The organism is Acetilactobacillus jinshanensis, assembly GCF_004359375.1.
Taxonomy (GTDB): domain Bacteria; phylum Bacillota; class Bacilli; order Lactobacillales; family Lactobacillaceae; genus Acetilactobacillus; species Acetilactobacillus jinshanensis.
The window spans coordinates 666,600-687,540 of sequence record NZ_CP034726.1 but is presented as its reverse complement, the minus strand read 5'-3'; the positions used below and the strand labels follow the sequence as shown (position 1 = coordinate 687,540).

The following is a 20,941-nucleotide window of genomic DNA, read 5'->3' as shown; positions in this document are numbered from 1 at the left end:
GGCTGACGATTATAGATCACTCTTAAAGAATTTATTTTTAATCACAGGTTTGATGATGTTGAATGAATGAATTTCTAAGTTAAGGAGATATAATTACGATGAATCGATATAAGAAATTATTCGGTTTAGGCGTTGTCCTAATGTCAATGTTAGGATTAGCTGCCTGTTCTAATAATGCTAACGGTACTAACAAACATGCCCATTTATCTGAAACCTACACAGCACCTGGCAAGACTTCTAAGTCTGCCGATGAACACAGTACTTTAAAGGTTGCTGAAGTTGCTAGCTCACCATTTACCGGTGTTTCTTCACCAACCTTACAGACCATGGGTGAAGACCAAGATGTCTTTGCTCCTGGTGGCGGTGGCGCCATGTTCAACCAGAACAAGAATTACAAGATCGTTAACGGTGGGTTAGCTAACTTAAAGTTAAGCAAGAAGAACAAGACCGCAACCGTTACCTTACGTAAGAACGCTAAGTGGTCTAACGGTATGAAGGTTACTGCTAAAGATGTTGAATATCCATACGAAATGATGGGTAACAAGAACAGTAATTCTCAGCAATACACCACTGACATGAACGATATTAAAGGAATGGCTGCATACCATGCCGGTAAAGCTAAGACCATTTCTGGAATTACCTTCCCAGATGGTCCTAAAGGTCGAAAAGCCGTTCTTCACTTCCATCGTTTAGTTCCTGCATTAAAGTATAACGGTAACAGCTTCATGTGGGCCGGTGTTGAACCATACGAGTATTTGAAGAACGTACCGATCAATAAGTTAGCATCATCGACTCAGGTTCGTAATCATCCAGTCTTCGTTGGTCCTTACAAGTTAAAGAAAGAAGTTCATGGTGAATCCACCAGCTGGGTACCTAACAAGTATTACTGGGGTGCTAAGCCAAAGATCAAACACATCAGTATCCAAGTTGTTAACCCAAGCAACGTTACCGCTGCTTTAAAGTCTAAGAAGTATGACTGGGCTAACGGTCCTTCCTCTACTCAGTATCCAAACGTTAAACACTTAAAGGATTACCACGTTGTTGGTGGTCCTGCATTATCCTATGACTTCATGGGCTTCCACGTTGGTTATCAGGATAAAGCCGGTGCTAGTGTAATGCAGAAAGATAACAAGATGAATAACCGTAGCTTACGTCGAGCTATGATGTATGCTTTGAACTTAAACGAAGTCGCTAAGAAGTTCGGCTTTGGCTTAAGTTACCGTGCTAATACCTTAATCCCACCGGCAAACAAAGAATACCATTCATCTTATAGCCAGGTACCAGGCTTTCCATACAACTTCAAGAAAGCTAAGACGTTATTAAAGAACGCTGGCTACAAGAAGCGTAATGGCAGTAAATGGTTATCTCAGCCTAACGGCAAGAAGTTAGTAATTAACTTTGGTTGCCCACAGAACGATGCCGCAAGCAGTGCCGAAGATCACTACTACGTACAACAGTGGCATAAGTTAGGCTTAGATGTTAAGTTCGTTAATGGCCGTCCACAAGAATTGAACAGCTTAGCTTCCATGTTACTCAAGCCTAAGCAGAACAAGGTTGATGTCTACGAATTAGGCTTCACCACGACCGCTGATCCAACACCTACTGGTGAATACGGTACCGACGCTAACTTCAACATGTCTCGTTTAAGCACTAAAGAAAACACGAAGCTACTTAACGAAATGAATGACAAGAAGTCATTCAACAAGGCTCACCGTAAGAAAGTCTTCGAAAAGTGGCAGAAGTACATGAACAAAGAAGCTGTTTACACTCCTGAATTCTTCAGCTTAAGCTGGACTCCTGTTAATAGCCGTGTCAAAGGCTACAGTGTCAACCCTGGTGATAACAACATGTGGGGTAAGTTAAGCTTAACCTCTAGTTCGTTAAAGTAAATTAGTTTATAAATTGATTAATTTATAAATACCTTCTGTGAATGAAAACAGCCACATGTCAATATTGATGTGTGGCTGTTTTTATGTCGATTTTTAAGAATTTCTAAAATTAACTTTTAGGCCCGCCAAAATCGGTTATAATAAAAGTGCTGATTAACGGACTACAAAAATAAATTGCGTTTAAATAATAACTTTCTTTAATACTTTATTTATTTAATGGAAAGAAATGTTTCGATGAAAATCAATATGAAGCACTTAATTAAAGTATCCGCAATTATTTTACTTTCGTTAGGAATGGCTGGCGCGTCCAGCAGTCCCGTTAACGCGATCTCGGTGCATCGACGCCCGCGAATCTCACGGCATATGTGCCGTCGCCATCAATGTCGCTTCAGACGTCATTGTCGTCACCATAGAGCAGCTAAAGCGGTCATTAACGTTGATCACCATAAAATCGTGATTGATCTAAGCCCAGATCGCTATGATGATCCTTTGAGCATTACCCAGATTGAACATGAGACCTTCCGGAAGATTAACGAAGACCGGAAGTTACATCACTTAAAGCCACTTTGCCAGACCCATTGCTTAAGGGAATTAGCTAAGTTACGTGCTGATCAGTGTTCCGAATTAGATTATTTAACCCATCGAGATTCTCAAGGTAATATTTATTACGAAAAGGATGCCGACAAATTGGGCGTTCACCTCGGTGACTACAGTGGTGAAAACATTGCCGGTGCGGGTAAAGGACCGATCTTAATGGACAATAATCCTCACGTTTATAACAATCAAGACGGAATTGACATGGCTGATATGGACGAAGACGAAATGGTCTACCATGATGCTGATTCCAACTGGGGCCATCGCTACAATACCTTAAACAAGCATTACACCAAAGTTGGCATTGGTGCTTCCCAGAAACACGGCACCAATGATTACTACGTATCGGAAAACTTTAGTAGCTAAATCAATTAATTGGCTATATTAATAAGGAGCTTTTTATGAAATTTAAAAAACATTTAACGAAAATTGCGATCATATCAGTCAGTGCGTTGATGCTTTTAGGCGTCGGTAATTCTGCCGTTAGTGCTAACCACGTTAAGACTCAAAATCCACGGGTAGAATGTCACTTTAAGCAGGTTAAAGAAATCGCCGCGGAAAAGAAAAATGATCGACGTTATCACATTCAACCGAACGAACGGCACGGTCGTAACTACATCAAGCAGTACCGTCGTTATATTCGTCGACAGAACCATGCTAAATACATTCGCCAAAACAATATTGATCATCGACTGACCAAACCTCAGCTGGTTTATAAGATTGTCATGTCTGATATTGCTAATTTGGAACAGAAATTTAATAACGCTAAAAGCAAGATTAATTACAGACACCAATCCCGTAATTTTAAGCGTGGCTTCTATGACGGTGAATGGAATCTGGTAACTGAACACTTAATTAAGAATCGTGAGTATAAACGCGGTTATATTGATGCCTCCGCATTTAGCGTTAGTCCGCATAATCATGTAACCAAGCGAACTTTGAATGACGCTAGAAATAGCTATCGAGTCATCGAAAAGACTAAACAGATCTTTAGTTACCCGGTCGTAAAACAGATCTTTAGTTACCCGGTCGTAAAACAGATCAATGAGGATGCGCTTGATGAAGTCTATTATCCGAATTCTACTAAATAATCGAATCCTCGTACACTTGAAAGGCATTGCATAATAATTTATGTAATGCCTTTTTTAGTGTTAATAAGCACATAATGAATATGAAGTATCAACATAATTAAGTTTTCCAAAATGCTTTAATAATATAGGTGTTGAGACAATTATGAGTCCAAAAGTTAAATTGTTCTTGGAAAAAGAATGCAGAAATTTAATAAATTAGTGGTTTATTATTGACATATCAAAATAAATTATTATTATTATTAAAGATGTAATTTAAATCGAAGAGGTTGCGATTGACATAAGTAGACTAGTCGAACAGCTACCACTGTGATGACATTAGTCAAAAGGGGAAATCGCCGAGGTGCTAGTAATGGTAGTTATTAGTGTTCTGGGACGTAGCTCAAGAGGCTACGGACTGTCGTAGGCTGAATCTACGGAGAGCTTTGAATCGTAAGACCGAAATTTAACACGAAATTAATTAAGGTTCCTTCGTTTCAAAGTGCACCGAAATGAAGGAACTTTTTTGATGCACTGAGCGTGTTAAATTTTGATCGAGATTGAGTCGAAATTGATTGTTGTACCTCTAACCTCTTCGAAAGTCTGAAAAGTTAGGGGCTTTTTTCATGAATGAACAAATTAGTTCAAATCAGATCAACTCAGCTGGTCATTTGACGATCGGTGGGGTTGATACCTTAGAATTAGCACAACGATACGGTACGCCGTTAATTGTCTACGACGTTGCCAAGATCAAATCCCAGATTCATCATTTTCAGAAGGTTTTCCGTGATAATCACGTAAAATCCGCCGTAGTCTACGCCACCAAGGCATTCGAAAGTTTAGCGATGTTCCAATTAGCTAACAAGGAACATTGTCACTTTGACGTCGTCAGCGGTGGTGAAATTTACGCTGCTTTAGCTGCAGGCGTTCCCGGTAAAATGATGATCTTTCATGGTAATAACAAATCACGTGCCGAATTAGAAATGGCCGTTCGTCACCATTTGGGTGCGATCATGCTAGATAACTTTCATGAAATTGATTTATTAAATAGCGTTTTAGATCAGATGAATAGCAAGATTAACGTTATGATCCGCTTAACGCCGGGAATTACCGCTGAAACCAATAGTTATGATCAGACCGGTCAGGTTGACAGTAAATTCGGTTTCGATGTTCAGTCTGGACAGGGTGAAGACGCTTTAAAGCAAGTGCTTCACAGTCCACGGATGAATTTAATCGGTATTCATTGCCACATCGGTTCGCAGATCTTTGACGTAACCGGTTTTGAGATTGCTGCCAAAAAGATGGTCAAGTTCGCCGCTGACTGGAAACGAAAATATAACTTTGTACCTAAGATCATCGACGTCGGCGGTGGCTTCGGGATCCGTTACGTCAAGAGTGATCATCCCATCGCACCGGAAGACTTCGTTGATGCGATTGTTAAGACGATCAAATCACAGGCTGCTAAACAGCACTTACCAATGCCTGCTATCTGGATTGAACCTGGTCGTTCGATTGTCGGCCCTGCTGGTTATAACCTTTACACGATTGGTTCTAGCAAACGGGTTCCTGGTATTAAACCGTATGTCGACGTTGACGGCGGGATGGGTGATAACATCCGTCCAGCTCTGTATCATGCCAAGTACGAAGCAGTCTTAGCTAACGATCCAAACGCTAAACCCGTTCAGAACGTTCGGATTGCTGGTAAGTACTGTGAATCCGGTGACATCATGATTCAGAACCAGCCGTTGCCAAAGATTAAACCTGGTGACATCTTAGCAGTATTGGATACCGGAGCTTATGGCTATTCGATGGCCATGGACTATAACATGAACCCGCGTCCGGCCGTTGTCTTCGTTGAAAACGGTAAATCCAAGTTAGTAATTCGTCGTGAAACTTACGCAGATATGATTCGTTTAAACCAGAAATTATAAAATGAGGGACTTATCTATGCCAAAGTTAAATGCTAAAAAGATTATTAGTTTTATTAGTAATTCCAAGAAAGAAACGCCCGTTAAGGTTTACGTCAAGGGCGACATGCTCAAAGTTAAAGTATCTAGCAGTGTCAAGACCTTTGATAACCCAACGACCGGTGTCTGGTTCGGTGACTGGGTCGACGTTAAAAAGGCCTTAAATGATAACGCTAATTGCATCGATGATTACGTGATGGAAAATTCATGCCGTAATTCTGCGGTCCCGTTATTAGACCTTACGAAGCAGGATGCCCGAATTGAACCGGGATCCTTTATCCGAGATCACGTTTCAATTGGTCATCACGTCGTTGTCATGATGGGTGCCGTTATCAACATCGGTGCTGAAATCGGTGACAACAGCATGATCGACATGAACGCCGTCTTGGGTGGCCGTGCCATTATTGGCAAGGATTCACACATCGGTGCCGGTGCCGTCATTGCTGGAGTCGTTGAACCAGCATCTGCTAAGCCGGTTCGGATCGATGATCACGTTTTAGTTGGTGCTAACGCCGTCGTGGTCGAAGGTGTTCACGTTGGGGAAGGTGCCGTCATCGGTGCCGGTGCCGTCGTTCTGCATGACGTGCCAGCTCATACGGTGGTCGCTGGTGTTCCGGCTAAGGTAATCAAGAAGGTCGACACCAAGACCAAGTCTGAAACTGGTGAACAGAAGAGTTTAAGGAAGATGTAATCATGACGCTAAATAAGTCTGAATTAATTCACATTCGACGTCATCTTCATGAGATTCCTGAATTGGCTCTGCACGAAAAAGAAACGACGGCTTATTTAGAAAAGGTCGTCCGCAGGATGCCGACCCGGTACTTAACGATCCACCGTTTCGCTCCGGTTCCAACGGCTTTATTCGTTAGAGTTCAGGGCAGTGATCCGAAACGAACCATTGGTTACCGTGCTGATATGGATGCCTTACCGGTGACTGAACAGACGGGCTTGCCGTTTGCTTCTAAACATCCCGGTGTCATGCATGCCTGTGGTCATGATATTCACATGACGGTCGCCCTCGGGATCTTAAGTTACTTCGCTACTAATCAGCCTAAAGATAACCTAGTGTTCTTCTTCCAGCCAGCCGAAGAAGCCGACAGTGGCGGTAAGTTAGTTTATGATAAAGGTGGTTTTAGCGGGAAGTTCAAGCCCGATGAATTCTACGCTTTGCATGACAACCCGAACTTGCCTGCCGGAACGATTGGCTGCCGTAAGGGCACGCTGACCGCGGGAACCAACGAAGTTAACGTTGATCTGATCGGCAAGAGCGGTCATGCTGCTTATCCGCAGAAAGCTAATGACATGGTCGTTGCTGCAGCCCAGTACCTTAGTCAAGTTCAGGCCGTGATCTCACGGAGTATCAGTCCGTTAAAGAGCGGTGTAATTACCTTTGGTAAGGTCCGTGCCGGAGTGATCCGTAACGTGATCGCCGGTCACGCCCGTTTGGAAGGAACCATTCGTGGTTTAACTCAGGGCATGATTCAACGGATCGATAATCATTTGAAGATGATCGGTGACGGGATTGCGGCTAGCTTTGGTTGCCAGGTCGAGACCCAGTTTAACCAGGGCGGCTACTGGCCCGTTACTAATAATAATAAATTAACTCATTTCTTCATTCATTATATGAAGCATTGTTCAAAGGTTAATTTTGTGTATACTCAACCGGTGATGACCGGGGAAGACATGGGTTACTTACTTCATAAGTTCCCTGGCACCATGTTCTGGTTAGGTGTTCAGGATAGTTCTCAGTTACATTCATCCACCTTTAACCCTAAGGAATCTGCTATTCCGATCGGTGTGAACGAAATTACTGATTTCTTAAAGGCACGAATGCAAAAGTAAAGGAGACGTATCATGTTTAAGAACGTTGATTTAATGACGGCAATCGTAACGCCATTTGATAAAAATAATCAGATTAATTATCCAGCCATGAAAAAGTTGGTTGATCATTGTTTAAAGACCGGCACCCGTGGTTTTGTCGTTGGTGCCACCACTGGTGAAACCCCTGAATTAACGGATGATGAAAAGGTTGAATTATACACGAAGTTTGGCCAGATGGTACCGAGCAACGTTCCGGTAATTGCCGGAGTTGGTACTAACAACACCAAGGAATCAATTCGTATGACCAAAAAGGTCGGTGCCATTAAGGGTGTTGACGTCTGCTTAGAAGTTGTCCCTTACTATAACAAGCCTGACCAACGAGGGATGTTCGCTCACTTTACCCAGATTGCTGCCGTCAGTCCGGTTCCGATCATGATGTACAACATTCCAGGTCGTACGGGTGTCAAGATGGCCAACGACACGATCGTTAAGTTATCACATAATCCGAACATCATCGGTTTAAAGCAGTGTGGAACCATGGAAGACATGGAATATTTGGTTCAGCATTGTGACCAGCACTTTGTGATTTACAGTGGTGAAGATCCACAGGCTTTATTCACTAAGATCGTTGGTGGTAACGGTGTAATTTCCGTTGCTTCCCATATCTACGGTAAGCAAATGCGTAAGATGTACGATGCTTTATATAAGGGTGATTACAAGACCGCTGGTGAACTCCAGTGCAAGTTAACACCGGTCATGGGTGCCTTATTCATGTACCCATCACCATCACCGACCAAAGCCGTTTTAAATGCCCAGGGCTTCGACGTTGGCGGTTGCCGCATGCCGTTATTAGCCTTGAATAAACCTGAAAAACAGGCTTTAGCTAAAGCCTTAGGTTTACCGCAGGATGCATTATTACACTCGTTAAGCAAGGAGCTGAAATTATAAAATGATTAAAGTTATGATTGCCGGATTTACCGGTGCAATGGGCCAAAAAGCTATTCGTTTAGTTCAAAACACCAAAAACTTACAGATGGTTGCGGGCTTTGCCCCGTCTGCTAAGAATCCAGACCCAAAGAAATACGGTTTAAACAGTAACGTTAAGATCTTTCATCGTTTAGATGACGTTAAGACCGATGCTAATATTTGGATCGACTTCACGTTACCAAGTGCCGTTTATGATGACACTAAGTTTGCCATTCAGCATCACATTTGCCCGGTTATCGGAACCAGTGGGATGTCCGCTGATCAGATGAAGTCCTTACAGAAGTTATCCGAAAAGGAACATGTCGGTGGCGTAATTGCTCCGAACTTTGGCTTATCCGCCGTCTTATTAATGAAGTTCGCTCAGATGGCCGCCAAGTACTTCCCAGATGTTGAAATTATCGAAATGCACCATGGTGACAAAGCTGATGCGCCATCCGGAACCGCTTTGAATACCGCCCAGTTGATTGATAAGGTCCGTCCTCGTCATGAACAGGGCGCTAAACACCCGATCGAAAACCTAAAGGGCGTTCGTGGTGGTGACTACCACGGGATCCGCATTCATTCCGTTCGTTTACCAGGCTACATTGCCCATGAACAGGTTCTCTTTGGTGGGCCTGGTGAAGCCCTGACCATTCGTCAGGATTCATTCGATCGTGGCTCCTTCATGAAGGGTGTTAAGATTGCATCCCTTAAAGTTACGAAGTTAGATCACGTTGTCGTTGGCTTAGAAAATCTTTTATAAATTATAAGAAATAGATATTAGAGATATAAAAAGAGGTTTTATTTATGCGTAAGTATAATGTTGCAATTTTAGGTGCTACCGGTGCCGTTGGTTCTCGATTAATCGATCAGTTAGCTAAGTCTACAATTCCTGTTAACCATTTAGAATTATTAGCTTCTAAGAAATCCGCTGGCAAGCCGTTACAGTTTAAAGGTCATACCATCAAGGTTCAGGAAGCGACTCCTGATTCCTTTAACAACATCGACTTGGTACTATCTTCACCAAGTTCTGACGTTGCCCGTAAGCTTTTACCAGAAGCCGTTAAGCGTGGTGCTACCTGTGTTGATAACAGTAGTGCTTTCCGTTACGACACCAACGTTCCGTTAGTCGTTCCTGAATGTAACGCTGACGCTTTAAAGTTACACCATGGCATCGTTGCCAACCCTAACTGTTCAACCACTCAGATGATGGCTGCTTTAGAACCAGTTCGCAAGGCCTTTGGTTTAAAGTCCATTATCGTATCAACTTATCAGGCTGCTTCCGGTGCTGGTGGTGCCGCATTAAAAGAATTCTTCCGTCAGGCCCAGGAATACTTAGACCATAAGCCAATGGAACACAACATTTTACCAGTTGGCAGCCAGCCAAAGCACTATCCATTAGCATTTAACTTAATTCCACAGATCGATCGTTTCTTTAGCAACGGCTACAGCCGTGAAGAATGGAAGATGATCCATGAAACCAAGAAGATCATGTTAGGCGACATGAACGCACCACAGATCAAAGTTAACGCTACCTGTGTCCGGGTTCCCGTTCCGATTGCCCATGGTGAAACGGTTTACTTTAAGGTTGCTGACAAGAGTGCCACTGCTGACAAGATTAAGGAATTAGAAAAGAACGCCCCAGGTGTTACCTTGTTAGATGACCCAGCACATCAAGTTTACCCAATGCCACATTATGCAGAAGGTCACCGTGATACTTTCGTTGGCCGAATCCGTCCTGACTTAGAACATGATGACATCTTTGACATGTGGGTCGTTGCCGATAACCTGTTAAAGGGTGCCGCATGGAACACCGTTGAAAATGGTGAAGAATTAGTAAAGCGTGGCTTAGTTCGCGTTCCTAAAGATTACTACGTCAAGCCAGGCGTTAACCATCAAGCTTAACCATCGAGTTGTAGATTTTCAGACGATTAAGGAGGATTTCCCTTATGCAGTTGAAAGTTGTAAAGTTCGGTGGCAGTTCACTTGCTAATGGTCCTGAATTCCAGAAGGTCATTGACATTATCAAGGCTGATCCAGGCCGTCGTTTTATCGTAACGTCCGCTCCTGGTAAGCGTCATGATGGTGATATTAAAGTCACGGATCTGTTGATCAAATATGCTAACCAAACGATCAAAAACCAAGATACCTATCAAGTGTTGAACGAGATTATCGGGCGCTACCAAGCAATTGCGGATTACTTTAAGTTACCGCCGCACGCCTTAGATAAAATTAAATCGATCTTAACGGATCTACCGAGCCATGATTATTCTGATAACGCTCATTTAATGGCCGCATTTAAAGCCCATGGTGAGCGGATGAACGCTCGGTTAATGACCTTAGTTCTTAACCATTTAGGAATTAAAGCTAAGTTTATTGATCCCAGCGTTTCCGGGATTGTCGTAACAGGTAAAAACCCTAATGACGCTTTCGTTAAAGAAGTTACCTACCAGAACATGAAAAAGCTGTTGCCACTAAAGAAACAGCCGATTCGCTTGGTCTTTCCTGGTTTCTTTGGTTTCACATCCGATGGTCAGATTGCCACGTTTGCCCGTGGTGGATCTGACATCACCGGATCGATCGTTGCCCGTGGCCTACACGTTCACATGTACGAAAACTTTACCGATGTTGACGCAATTTATACGGCCAATCCCAAGATCATTAACAATCCGGTTCCGATCCGAAAGATGACCTACCGTGAAATGCGTGAATTATCTTACGCTGGTTTCTCAGTCTTTAATGATGAAGCCATCATCCCGGCCATTCAGGGTGACGTTACGATCAACATTAAAAACACCAATAATCCGAAGGCACCAGGGACGTTCATTATGCCACGGCATAATTTTAATGAACCTGATAACTTAATCACCGGGATCGCTGGTAAAAAGAACTTCATGGCATTATATATCCATAAGTATCTGTTAAACGCTCAGGTCGGATTTACGTTAAGATTGCTCAAAATCTTAGTTAAATATAACGTGTCCTACGAACACATGCCGTCTGGGATCGATGATTTGACCATCATCATTAATAAGGACCAGTTAAATCAGCATAAGTTGACCGCCATTAAGCATGACGTTCAAGAAGTTTTGCATCCTGATGACGTTGAATGGATTGACGATTACGCCATCATCATGGTCGTTGGTGAAGGCATGATCGGTAAAGTCGGGACGTTATCACGAATCATTGAACCGCTCGCCCATAAAAACATCCCAATCAAGATGATTAACAAGGGTGCCAGTCAGATCTCAATGATGATCGGGACCCGTGCCGAAGATGCTGATGAAGCCATTCGCCGAATCTATAACGAATTTCTCGAATAGGAGATGGACCGTTTGGCAAAATTATTAAAGGTCCATGGCTCGGAAAACAAATTTTTCCTTATGGACCAGACCGAATTAAAACAACCGTTAACGACTCATGAAATGCAAAAATTGGTCCAGTTTTTGACTGATCCTAAACATCACATCTTGAACGGTGCCGATGGTTTACTGGTTGTTAATCAATCTAAAGATCCAAAAGCTTTAGCTGAAATGCGGATCTTTAACCGTGACGGTAGCGAAGCTTCGATGTGCGGGAATGGACTCCGAACCGTTTCACGATACTTATCAGAAAAGACTGGTCAGGATCACTTCATCGTTTCAACGATGGGCGATAACCTTCACGAGGTCAGTCGTGAACAGGATCTAGCACCTAAGGTTCCAGCTTTTAGCGTTGAAATTGCACCTGTGAAGTTTGCACCGAGTGCGATGCCGTTACACAAACTAGGGGATCACAAGATCATTGATCAGCTGATCCCCCAGTTTATCAAGGGGTTGAAGTTCAGTGTAATTGCGGTTCCGAACCCGCATCTGATTAGCTTTGTTCCAAAGATTGATCCAACACAGTTAGGTCACCTTGGGAAATATTTAAATGGTGAAAATCCATACTTTACTGACGGGGTCAACGTTAACTTCGCTAAGATCTTGGGTAAGAACCGAATCTTTGTCCAAACGTACGAACGAGGCGTTGGCTTCACTAACGCTTGTGGAACTGGAATGAGTGCGACTTCGCTGGCATTCGTTCTAACCCATCCGCAAGACGGCCAGTTCAACCACGTGATTACGGTTCTTAACCCTGGTGGAATGGTTCGAACTAAAGTTATGAAACATTCGGACGGTTCGTATTCCATCAACTTAGCTGGTAACGCGACTTTCACGCATCAATTAACGATCCCTGAAGCTGATCTGCATCAGGGCGAGTTCTCGTTGAGTGAAGTATCCATTAAGGATACTCATGAAGAGGACGCTTACCAGCAATTCGTTAAGGCCGTTAAGGCTAAGGAACACCTTAATTAAATTGAAATCGAAGATAAAAAGATAGTTTATAAAAAGGAAGTTTAACAATGCCCGAATTAGCTAAATCATTAAGTGGCATTCGAAACCACAGTTTAGAGGCATTAAAGCCGAGTGGAATTCGGATGTTTAACAACCGGATTTCCGGAATCCCTGGTTTACTTAAGATGACGTTAGGGGAACCTGATTTTAACACCCCTGAACACGTTAAGATGGCTGGGATTAAAGCAATCGTTAATAACGATTCGCATTATTCCGCACAACCTGGGACTCCAGCACTACGTAAAGGAATCGCTCATTATTTAAAGGTCAGTCAAGGTTTAAACTATGATTGGCATAAAGAAATCGTTGCCACGACCGGTGCTACTGAAGCAATCTTTGCAACTTTAACCGCACTCTTAAATCCTGGTGACGAAGTCGTTATTCCAACCCCTAGTTATGCTTTATACTTCCCAATCACTAAGTTATTGGGAGCTAAAGTGATTCCAGTTGACGTATCTGATAATGATTTCCATCTAACCGCCCAGAAGTTAGAATCCGTTATTAAGCAGGAAAAGGGTAAGGTTAAAGCCTTAATCTTGAATTATCCTGGTAACCCAACCGGTGCCGAATATCCTGAAGACATTTTAAAGTCCTTAGCTAAGGTCATTAAGTCCGAAGGTATCTTCTGTATCACCGATGAAATCTACTGTGAATTGATTTACGGTGCCAAGCACTATTCAATGGCTAAGTACGCTCCAAATAACACCATCTTGATGAACGGGGTCTCTAAGTCCCACGCCATGACCGGTTGGCGAATTGGTTACGCCGCTGGTCCCGCTAGCATCATGAAGATGATCGCTCAGGTTCATGGTTACATGGTAACTTCGTTATCTAATCCTGCTCAGGCAGCCGCTGCTGAAGCATTACTTCATGGCTTAACGGATCCGGCATCATTCCGAAAAGTTTATAAGAAACGTCGTGATTACATTGTTAAAGCCTTAAACGATATGGGCTTGAAGACTTTGATGCCAAACGGTGCTTTCTACGCCTTTGCTCAGATTCCGAAGTCATACGGCAAAGATGATGAACAGTTCGCTTTAGACTTAGCCCATAAGGCTAAAGTGGGTGTCATCCCTGGTCACGTCTTTGGCCCCGGTGGTGAAGGCCACATCCGCTTATCCTACGCAACTTCAATGCCTAACATTAAAGAAGCAATGCGTCGGATCAGCAAATTCTTAAAGACCTTAAAGTAGATCAATAGATATAATCATCAAATTAAGCCTGATTCTTATAAAATCAGGCTTTTTTTGTTGGCAAAATTTAAAATAAAATACCTGATAATTATTTATATAATAATTATCAGGTATAGCTATATAGATTATAATTTTTAGTTAATATTCACGTTTACCATGCTGATAAACAGCTTTGTCAGCTTGCTGAACAGCCTTAACGTTCTGTAATGGATCGTGATTAAGAACTAAGAAATCGGCATATTTACCTTTCTGAAGGGTACCGTAATCCTTTAACTTCAGTAATTTAGCTGAGTTACGGGAGGTTTCTAAAGCGTCAAAATTGGTCATACCGATTTTATCGACCATTAACTGAAATTCAATGGCACTGTTGGTGAAGCCATCGTAAGGGCAGCCCGAATCGGTACCAAACGTTAACGGGATGCCGGCTTTGTAAGCACGGTGAATACTATCAAAACCATGGTGCATGCAGTCAAGGGCTTTATTTAATTCCCACTTTGGTAATTCATCACCGTGAACGATGATGGTCCATAGGGCAATTAAGGTTGGTGTTAAGTAGATCTTCTTATTTAGCATCATCTGAATTTCTTGGCTGGTTAAGTAGAAGCAATGTTCAATGGAATCAACACCGGCTTTAATGGCGTTCATAATTCCAGGATTAGCTTCAGCATGAGCCGCTACGACGAAGCCCTTACTATGGGTTTCTTCGACGGCGACCTTCATTTCAGGGACCTTTAACTGGGGTTGGGTCATATTATCATTAACTGACATGACACCACCGGTCGCCATGACTTTGGTACACTTAGCACCGTTGGCGAAGTTAGTTCGAACGGCCTTGCGCATTTCGTCAGGCGAATCAACTTCGTCACCGCCACCGAATAAGATGCCGTGGCCACCGGTCATCGTCATCGGCTTACCACAGGGAACCATGCGTGGAACTTTAGTTAATCGACCTTCACGCTGTAATTTGTTTAACGTGATGTCTAGCATTTCGTGGTTGCAACCACAACCACGGACATAGGTGACACCGGACTTAAGTAATTGATGCAGGTGCTTAACGGCCCGGACGGTCGAAGTAACGATGTCTGCGTTACCGTCACCATCGGGGGTTCTTGGGTCGATCGAAACGTGGGTATGAACGTTAACAATTCCTGGCATTATGTATTTACCGTGTAGATTAACGGTTTTATCAGCGAATGGCTCGTTATCGCTGCCAAAGTCTTCAATCTTACCAGTGTTATTATTGACTAGCATCCAGAGATTACGACTGATTTTATTATGAACCCCATCGAACAGGTTGAGGTTAGTAAACAACGTTTTAGACATAAGTGGAATACTCCTTGATCCTTCACATTGACAAATTATGACTAAAAAATAATAAAATAATAATGCTATAAATTAGATTGACATATTTTTAAATTAAATGATTATGCGACACTTATCTATAATAGCGATATTATTTTAGTAAACAAAATATAAAGCTCAATTTAATTTGTTTATAATTGTCACGATATTATGCCAAAATCAGGTTGTAATTATGAGTTATATCTAAAATGATGCTAAAAAGTGGACAAAAAAGACTAGGCGTAATTTTCGTCTAGTCTTGATAGATTAATGTAAAATTAATTTAGTGACGCTTGTAGATACGGAATAAATCAACGGTACCTTCGCCCTTCATCATGTGAGCGGCACGCTTAGCACCGTAACTCTTGGTTAACCATGCGGTTAATTCTTTAGTATCGTTGTATTGAGTATCATTATGTAAAAAGTTCTTATTCATGGTATCCATAACAATAGACTCCTTTTTGTCTCACTACCATTATTGTAAGGCAGGGGATGCCCATTTGGCAACGGTTCAAGGCGATAAATGTAAATTTATGTAATTTCTAATTAATTATTAATTATAAATAATTTAGAGTAAAATAAAAAAGACCGTGAATTTTATCGTTTCTAACGACAATAACTCATGGCTCGAGAATTACTCCCGTTTAAGTGCCTTGGCATGTTCTAAATCACGCCAGACGTAGGGAGTACCTGCATAAATCTTAATTAGGTTCTTTTCACGGTCATCCATGAAACGGGTGGAGTACATCCCGGTCTGATTTTCCGAAACGATCGCCCATTCGGACGGGTGATGCTGATTATATAAGTACGTATGATGATTCTTGGCGTTGTACTTACCAACGAAGTTCTTACCTTTAGCGTTCAACTTCTGAATGAGTTTGTTAAAGGTGATCATCTTAGGTGCTTGATCCCTTCGAAACATATTCAAGCCTCCTTTATTTACAGTATAAAGGTAGTTAGCGGAAGTTAGCAATTCTTATGTGGTGATTTTTAAGATTACCTGAAATATAAACATAATTCTTGCGTATTTCGACATGATTTGTTACTAAGTAGAGACGTAGGGTGATGAGAAATCATCACCGTTACCTTTCTACTCGTTAGTTTTATTAAACTAACATAAATCAATCAATCCCCTGATTATTAATAACCGACAAAAAACACCTTGTAATCGTTTAACGATTACAAGGTGCTTTTAGATAGTAGTGGATTAACTAATTATTAAGATTTTGGTTCGATATGATGCAATCGATAGGAGAGTAAGCCTTCCAACAGGACTAACATAACTGCAATCCCGATGAAAGTGATTAATTTAACGATATCAGTTGAAGTATCCAAGTCTGTATTTAAAGTCAACGAACCAAGATAGTAAACTGCTAACGCAATCATCAAGTTAATGATGTGATAAATAGCTTTACAAAACTTAAATCTAGTTTTGGTCATTAACACAATTCCTCCTAATGAATTAATCCACTAATTAATACCAATGATGAGCTTGCCAGAAGTGCTGAGCACGGACCCAGCTACCGTAACGAGCTTTAACGTAATGATCGGCAACCTGAACCTGATGTTTGTGGTTTAAGTTGACGTGGCCATGTTTGTAACCTAAGTAGGCAGGGTTTAACTGGAAGTAACCCACACAGACGTGACCGTAACTTAAGATGTTCCAGTGACCACCGGATTCATGACGTACGATCCAGGCACGAGCTCTTAACTGACGCTTACTTAGACCATCTTTGAACCAGTTCCGGTGGTGATCTTTCTTAACGGCTTTTTTAACGTTCTTAAGGATCTTGGTCTGTTTCTGTTTCTTAGCTTGGTTTTTACTTAACTTAGCCTGTTTAACAACCGTAACGGGTTGATTCTTTTGGACATTGGTTGAGCTGGCGTTTGCTGGAATAGCAGTAGCACCGGCACTAAGTAACATCACTGATAACAACGCTGAAGAAACTAACTTATGGATTTTCATAAATAACTCACGATTCCTTTCGAACTTTTTCGATTTCAATGCTTTAGTTGATTAATTCTCTTACTCAACTTGACAATTATTATATTAAAGTCGGAATGTTATCGTGAGTTTATCATAAAGTTACGGAGAGTTTACGGAATGTTAAGGGCTGTTACATAAGTCGACTGTTGACCACGGGACTGGGCATTAGAATTAACGAAATTAATTTAAATTATTTTGAAAATGGTATAATTTCTCTTGGCAAGAGGAAAATTACCATGATTAAACATTCGTTATTACTGTATGCACCGTCTGGAACGGGGAAGACAAGTTATTTACAGCGGGTCTGGGACCGTGACCATCACCAGGATTTAGCAATTAATCTTAACCGTAGCTATTTTAAGATCAGGGATGAAGTCCCTGGGTTCCACACCCGACAGTACTTAATAACCAAAGAAAGAAAAACACCAGCATTGTCATTATCAAGTGCACCTAAGAAGTGGGCTCGTGAAATTGATGGATATTACAAGAAGCATCCCATTATTAAACACATCCTATTAGATGAAGTGCAGTGTGCCATTCCGTTATATTTAACGCACATCATTATGCTGGTCCGGGCAATTTATCACACTAAGATTCCGGTCATCATGTGCGGATTAATAAGCGGGATTATTAATGGTAAGAAAACGATTTTTCCGCAGATGATCGGCTTAACCAAAATCACCGAAAATGTCGTTAGATATCAGCGACCTCGGGTCTTGAAATAATGTTCGTAATTTGCGTTAAACGGTTCTAAATCAAGGTTTAACGTAGTAGAATTAGGAGCGTAATTTATCTTAAGCTTAATCAGGTGATTGAATTGGGAATGACGCTTGCTATCGCTTCGGCTGTTATCTGGGGCTGTACACCCATCTGGACGTATATCTGTGGTGGTAAACCGATCCAGCAGCTATTAGGAACGACTTACGGTGCTTTAGTCGTTGGCATCGTCCTGTATTTTATTAAACAACCGTACATTAGTACCGCTGGTTTCTGGTGGTGCTTTCTAGCCGGTGCTGGCTGGACGATTGGCCAGTTAGCTCAATATACGGCTTTCAAACGACTTAGTACTTCAACGACCGTGCCGATCGTGGCTGGAATCCAGTTAGTGTTAGTTGATTTATCGGGAGTCCTATTCTTCGGTAGCTGGCCAAGTTTAGCATCGCGATTGATCGGCTTCTTCGCAATCTTGGTCGTTATTTTCGGGGTGGTTCTATCCACGCGAACCGGACGTGTTAATACCCATGGTGATCAGGGCCGTTCACATGCCCGAGACATCATGATGGTGTTACTCGGAACCGGCCTTGGTTATGGATCCTGTTCCGTATTGCCGAAGATTCCTGAGACCAGTGGTTGGGCTACGTTCCCACCGCAATCAATCGGGATGATCGTAACCGCAGTTTTAATTGCGCTGGCTTTAAAACAAACCCGAAATAAAGAGACGTTCTTTGGTCACTACACCTTAAAGAACATTATCACCGGTTTTAATTCCGGATTAGGGACCTTTAGTTATTTAGGTGCAATCGTCCTAATTAATCTATCGACCGGTTTCACGATCTCGCAGATGAACATCGTGATTTCATCGGTTGCCGGATTATTATTCATGCACGAAAACAAACACGGGGTCGCACTTGCAAACACCATCGCCGGCTTAACGTTAGTCGTGATCGGTGGTGTCGTGACCGGATTCTTACACTAGTCCACTAGATATAATGTAGACGTTATAATTGTAGAAAATCGAAATTATAGAAAGGATAATCAGCATGGACGCAACGGAAGCAACGATCAGAACTAGTTTACACACTAATATTCAACAAATGATTAGTACGTTTAAGGAACTTAAACAGTTAGGAGTTCCAAAGCGGACCGATAAAACTAAGATGATCGAATTTGCGAATGCTCAGGCAACTTTAGTAGCTACTCAGGGTAAGATCTCCGAAGACTTACATCTGTTACAGACCTTAGGCTTCATGTCGACTGATCAGATGATCCAGGTCAACAAGAAGTTAACTAAGCAAATCCAGACGTTAGAAAAAGAAAATCAGTCTAAGGGTAAAAATAAGTAAATATTTAGCTTAATGACCGCTCGTTTCAAGATTCTTGGAACGAGTTTTTATTTTCACCATAATTCGGTTGAAATATCGCCATAATCCGACTATTATTTTTAATTGTATTTGATATTTGGGAAAATCATTTTGACCGAAAGGGGCCAATTATGAAACATCTGTGGATCAACACATATTCGATGATCAAGCACAAGTCATTTCATGATCGGTGTCGCTTAAATCAGCGGCATCGAAAGCTTGGGCTCAATGCCCCTCAAATTAAGTTAATAATTCGCAAAACAGCGGTTTGCTCGCGTCAATGACGTAAGTGACCGCTTTTTTAGTACCCAAATTATGATGATTTATTACCAACATGTTTTTGAAAGGGACGGTTTAATGTGAATAAGTATTCTGCCAATCAAAAATGGACGTTAGCGTCAACCTCAACTGGTTTTGCCATGCAGGCGATGGACCTGATGTTTCTATCGTTCGCCTTGACGCCAATTATCAAACAGTTTCATACGACTGGAACCGTTGGTGGAACGATCGCTTCATTCTCGAATATCGGGATGTTAGTTGGTTCGCTGATCTTCGGGTATTTAGCCGATAACTTCGGCCGAGTTAAAGTCTTTACCTACACGATCTTTATCTTTGCGTTTGCAACCGCTGCGATGGCCTTTGCTAATAACATCTACCTGATTTATGTCTTACGATTTCTTGCCGGAATGGGTGCTGGTGCTGAATTAGGGACCGGAGTTACTTTGATTGCCGAAAACTTTAAGGGCAACAAGGTTGCTACATTTACTTCCTATGCTGAATCGTTCGGTGAACTCGGTGCAATTCTTTCAGCTTTGATTGCCGCTTGGGCCTTAGGAACCTTTCCACGAATTGGTTGGCGAGTTCTTTTCCTGTTCGGTTTACTTCCCGTTATCCTGGCTTTCTTAGTTCGAATTCATTTAAAGGAAAACCCGAAGTTCATTAGGAACATGAAGGAGCGAAAGGCTAAGCATCAGAAACAGGGCTCAATCAAAGAATTGTTCAAAGGGCCTAAGTTTGCTTATCTGACCTGTGCCATGATCATGATGTACATCCTGGATTCCGCTAGTTACTACGGTTTAATGGACTGGATGCCGTCGATTATGCAGAAGCAACTCCACATTAATTTAACCCAGTCATCACTCTGGATGGTATCCACGATCGTGGGTGTCATGCTAGGGATGATCTGCTTCGGTAAAATGATGGATAAGTTTGGTGCCAAAGCCGCATTTACCTTATTCTTCGGTTGTGCGATCTTCGTGGTTTACACCATTATCCTTTCCTATAACTCTCTGACGTTATTACTTGCCAGTACGTTGGTCGGTTTCTTTGCTGAAGCTTGTTACAGTGGTTACGCCGTCATCGTTAGTAAGTGTTACCCAATGGAAATTCGTGTGACTGCCAACGGATTTGTCCAGAGTTGTGGTAAGGCCATCGGTGGCCTATCGCCAATCTTAATTGGTTTCTTAATTGACCACTACTCATTATTAGCCGTCGTAATCTTCTTATCGTTATTACCATTATGTAGTTTGATTACGATCTATACCGTTCTTCACATGAGTAAGGTTAGTAATCAGAATATCTAAGAAATTGAATAACATTTTAATTCGAAATTAGAGCACATTAATTTGGGCTCTTTTTTGTTTAGTAAACTTTTTCTGC

The 20,941-nt window shown here is 41.9% G+C and carries 21 protein-coding genes and 1 riboswitch; of the genes, 16 read left to right on the top strand and 5 right to left on the bottom strand.

What is annotated here, in order from left to right; genetic code table 11:
* Positions 1–98 precede the first annotated feature (98 nt).
* From ELX58_RS03225 to ELX58_RS03170, 12 genes are all read left to right on the top strand, one after another.
* The gene (locus tag ELX58_RS03225; protein WP_133441727.1) at positions 99–1,889 is read left to right on the top strand and encodes an ABC transporter substrate-binding protein; all 1,791 of its coding nucleotides are present in this window, start codon (positions 99–101) and stop codon (positions 1,887–1,889) included.
* 234 nt (positions 1,890–2,123) lie between these two features.
* Positions 2,124–2,849: a CAP domain-containing protein gene (locus ELX58_RS03220; protein WP_162614615.1), complete on the top strand. Its 726-nt coding sequence runs from the start codon at positions 2,124–2,126 to the stop codon at positions 2,847–2,849.
* Positions 2,850–2,884: 35 nt separating this feature from the next.
* A complete protein-coding gene (locus ELX58_RS03215) occupies positions 2,885–3,574 on the top strand; it encodes a hypothetical protein (protein WP_133441725.1) in 690 nt (229 codons plus the stop codon).
* 252 nt (positions 3,575–3,826) lie between these two features.
* A riboswitch (Lysine riboswitch) is annotated at positions 3,827–4,005 on the top strand.
* Between the two features lie 171 nt (positions 4,006–4,176).
* Positions 4,177–5,481 (top strand): diaminopimelate decarboxylase, encoded by a 1,305-nt coding sequence (gene lysA / locus ELX58_RS03210; RefSeq protein WP_133441723.1) that lies wholly within the window; start codon positions 4,177–4,179, stop codon positions 5,479–5,481.
* A gap of 16 nt (positions 5,482–5,497) precedes the next feature.
* Positions 5,498–6,208, top strand: a complete 711-nt coding sequence (dapD, locus tag ELX58_RS03205; protein WP_133441722.1) for a 2,3,4,5-tetrahydropyridine-2,6-dicarboxylate N-acetyltransferase — start codon at positions 5,498–5,500, stop codon at positions 6,206–6,208.
* Complete coding sequence (locus ELX58_RS03200) at positions 6,208–7,359, top strand: N-acetyldiaminopimelate deacetylase (RefSeq protein ID WP_133441720.1); 1,152 nt, start codon at positions 6,208–6,210, stop codon at positions 7,357–7,359. The genes dapD and ELX58_RS03200 overlap by 1 nt, the downstream gene beginning before the upstream one ends.
* 12 nt (positions 7,360–7,371) lie before the next feature.
* On the top strand, positions 7,372–8,286 hold the full coding sequence (gene dapA, locus ELX58_RS03195) for a 4-hydroxy-tetrahydrodipicolinate synthase (protein WP_133441719.1): 915 nt from the start codon (positions 7,372–7,374) through the stop codon (positions 8,284–8,286).
* Position 8,287: 1 nt separating this feature from the next.
* A complete protein-coding gene (gene dapB / locus ELX58_RS03190) occupies positions 8,288–9,067 on the top strand; it encodes a 4-hydroxy-tetrahydrodipicolinate reductase (RefSeq protein ID WP_133441718.1) in 780 nt (259 codons plus the stop codon).
* A gap of 44 nt (positions 9,068–9,111) precedes the next feature.
* Complete coding sequence (locus ELX58_RS03185; protein ID WP_133441717.1) at positions 9,112–10,209, top strand: aspartate-semialdehyde dehydrogenase; 1,098 nt, start codon at positions 9,112–9,114, stop codon at positions 10,207–10,209.
* A gap of 50 nt (positions 10,210–10,259) precedes the next feature.
* Positions 10,260–11,627, top strand: a complete 1,368-nt coding sequence (locus ELX58_RS03180) for an aspartate kinase (protein ID WP_133442567.1) — start codon at positions 10,260–10,262, stop codon at positions 11,625–11,627.
* A 12-nt stretch (positions 11,628–11,639) separates the two neighbouring features.
* Positions 11,640–12,641 (top strand): diaminopimelate epimerase, encoded by a 1,002-nt coding sequence (dapF, locus tag ELX58_RS03175; RefSeq protein ID WP_133441715.1) that lies wholly within the window; start codon positions 11,640–11,642, stop codon positions 12,639–12,641.
* 47 nt (positions 12,642–12,688) lie between these two features.
* Positions 12,689–13,873: an aminotransferase class I/II-fold pyridoxal phosphate-dependent enzyme gene (locus tag ELX58_RS03170; protein WP_133441714.1), complete on the top strand. Its 1,185-nt coding sequence runs from the start codon at positions 12,689–12,691 to the stop codon at positions 13,871–13,873.
* A 138-nt stretch (positions 13,874–14,011) separates the two neighbouring features.
* Here the strand turns inward: ELX58_RS03170 and ELX58_RS03165 are convergent, their stop codons facing one another.
* The 5 genes from ELX58_RS03165 to ELX58_RS03150 all read right to left on the bottom strand — a co-directional run bounded on the left by ELX58_RS03165 (position 14,012) and on the right by ELX58_RS03150 (position 17,180).
* Positions 14,012–15,196 carry a metal-dependent hydrolase family protein gene (locus ELX58_RS03165; protein ID WP_133441713.1) on the bottom strand — a complete coding sequence of 395 codons (1,185 nt, stop codon included), beginning with the start codon at positions 15,194–15,196 and terminating at the stop codon, positions 14,012–14,014.
* A 301-nt stretch (positions 15,197–15,497) separates the two neighbouring features.
* Positions 15,498–15,659: a hypothetical protein gene (locus tag ELX58_RS07845; protein ID WP_162614613.1), complete on the bottom strand. Its 162-nt coding sequence runs from the start codon at positions 15,657–15,659 to the stop codon at positions 15,498–15,500.
* Between the two features lie 189 nt (positions 15,660–15,848).
* A complete protein-coding gene (locus ELX58_RS03160) occupies positions 15,849–16,136 on the bottom strand; it encodes a hypothetical protein (protein WP_133441712.1) in 288 nt (95 codons plus the stop codon).
* A 296-nt stretch (positions 16,137–16,432) separates the two neighbouring features.
* Positions 16,433–16,654, bottom strand: a complete 222-nt coding sequence (locus tag ELX58_RS03155) for a hypothetical protein (RefSeq protein WP_133441711.1) — start codon at positions 16,652–16,654, stop codon at positions 16,433–16,435.
* A gap of 34 nt (positions 16,655–16,688) precedes the next feature.
* The gene (locus tag ELX58_RS03150; protein ID WP_133441710.1) at positions 16,689–17,180 is read right to left on the bottom strand and encodes an aggregation-promoting factor C-terminal-like domain-containing protein; all 492 of its coding nucleotides are present in this window, start codon (positions 17,178–17,180) and stop codon (positions 16,689–16,691) included.
* 257 nt (positions 17,181–17,437) lie between these two features.
* Here ELX58_RS03150 and ELX58_RS03145 point away from each other — a divergent pair, with 257 nt between their 5' ends.
* The 4 genes from ELX58_RS03145 (at position 17,438) to ELX58_RS03130 (ending at position 20,865) form a co-directional block, all read left to right on the top strand.
* The gene (locus ELX58_RS03145; protein WP_133441709.1) at positions 17,438–17,926 is read left to right on the top strand and encodes a P-loop NTPase family protein; all 489 of its coding nucleotides are present in this window, start codon (positions 17,438–17,440) and stop codon (positions 17,924–17,926) included.
* A 98-nt stretch (positions 17,927–18,024) separates the two neighbouring features.
* Entirely contained in the window at positions 18,025–18,897 is an 873-nt protein-coding gene (locus tag ELX58_RS03140; protein WP_133441708.1) for a GRP family sugar transporter, read from the top strand.
* 64 nt (positions 18,898–18,961) lie between these two features.
* Entirely contained in the window at positions 18,962–19,264 is a 303-nt protein-coding gene (locus ELX58_RS03135; protein WP_133441707.1) for a hypothetical protein, read from the top strand.
* A 377-nt stretch (positions 19,265–19,641) separates the two neighbouring features.
* Entirely contained in the window at positions 19,642–20,865 is a 1,224-nt protein-coding gene (locus ELX58_RS03130; protein WP_236747701.1) for an MFS transporter, read from the top strand.
* Positions 20,866–20,941: the final 76 nt, after the last annotated feature.

What these genes read in the sequence shown, in the direction of transcription:
- ELX58_RS03225 (WP_133441727.1), top strand. Translation starts at nt 99, where the DNA reads ATGAATCGATATAAGAAATTATTCGGTTTAGGCGTTGTCCTAATGTCA.
- ELX58_RS03220 (WP_162614615.1), top strand. Translation starts at nt 2,124, where the DNA reads ATGAAAATCAATATGAAGCACTTAATTAAAGTATCCGCAATTATTTTA.
- ELX58_RS03215 (WP_133441725.1), top strand. Translation starts at nt 2,885, where the DNA reads ATGAAATTTAAAAAACATTTAACGAAAATTGCGATCATATCAGTCAGT.
- lysA (WP_133441723.1), top strand. Translation starts at nt 4,177, where the DNA reads ATGAATGAACAAATTAGTTCAAATCAGATCAACTCAGCTGGTCATTTG.
- dapD (WP_133441722.1), top strand. Translation starts at nt 5,498, where the DNA reads ATGCCAAAGTTAAATGCTAAAAAGATTATTAGTTTTATTAGTAATTCC.
- dapA (WP_133441719.1), top strand. Translation starts at nt 7,372, where the DNA reads ATGTTTAAGAACGTTGATTTAATGACGGCAATCGTAACGCCATTTGAT.
- dapB (WP_133441718.1), top strand. Translation starts at nt 8,288, where the DNA reads ATGATTAAAGTTATGATTGCCGGATTTACCGGTGCAATGGGCCAAAAA.
- ELX58_RS03185 (WP_133441717.1), top strand. Translation starts at nt 9,112, where the DNA reads ATGCGTAAGTATAATGTTGCAATTTTAGGTGCTACCGGTGCCGTTGGT.
- ELX58_RS03170 (WP_133441714.1), top strand. Translation starts at nt 12,689, where the DNA reads ATGCCCGAATTAGCTAAATCATTAAGTGGCATTCGAAACCACAGTTTA.
- ELX58_RS03165 (WP_133441713.1), bottom strand. Translation starts at nt 15,196, where the DNA reads ATGTCTAAAACGTTGTTTACTAACCTCAACCTGTTCGATGGGGTTCAT.
- ELX58_RS07845 (WP_162614613.1), bottom strand. Translation starts at nt 15,659, where the DNA reads ATGGATACCATGAATAAGAACTTTTTACATAATGATACTCAATACAAC.
- ELX58_RS03160 (WP_133441712.1), bottom strand. Translation starts at nt 16,136, where the DNA reads ATGTTTCGAAGGGATCAAGCACCTAAGATGATCACCTTTAACAAACTC.
- ELX58_RS03155 (WP_133441711.1), bottom strand. Translation starts at nt 16,654, where the DNA reads ATGACCAAAACTAGATTTAAGTTTTGTAAAGCTATTTATCACATCATT.
- ELX58_RS03150 (WP_133441710.1), bottom strand. Translation starts at nt 17,180, where the DNA reads ATGAAAATCCATAAGTTAGTTTCTTCAGCGTTGTTATCAGTGATGTTA.
- ELX58_RS03145 (WP_133441709.1), top strand. Translation starts at nt 17,438, where the DNA reads ATGATTAAACATTCGTTATTACTGTATGCACCGTCTGGAACGGGGAAG.
- ELX58_RS03140 (WP_133441708.1), top strand. Translation starts at nt 18,025, where the DNA reads ATGACGCTTGCTATCGCTTCGGCTGTTATCTGGGGCTGTACACCCATC.
- ELX58_RS03135 (WP_133441707.1), top strand. Translation starts at nt 18,962, where the DNA reads ATGGACGCAACGGAAGCAACGATCAGAACTAGTTTACACACTAATATT.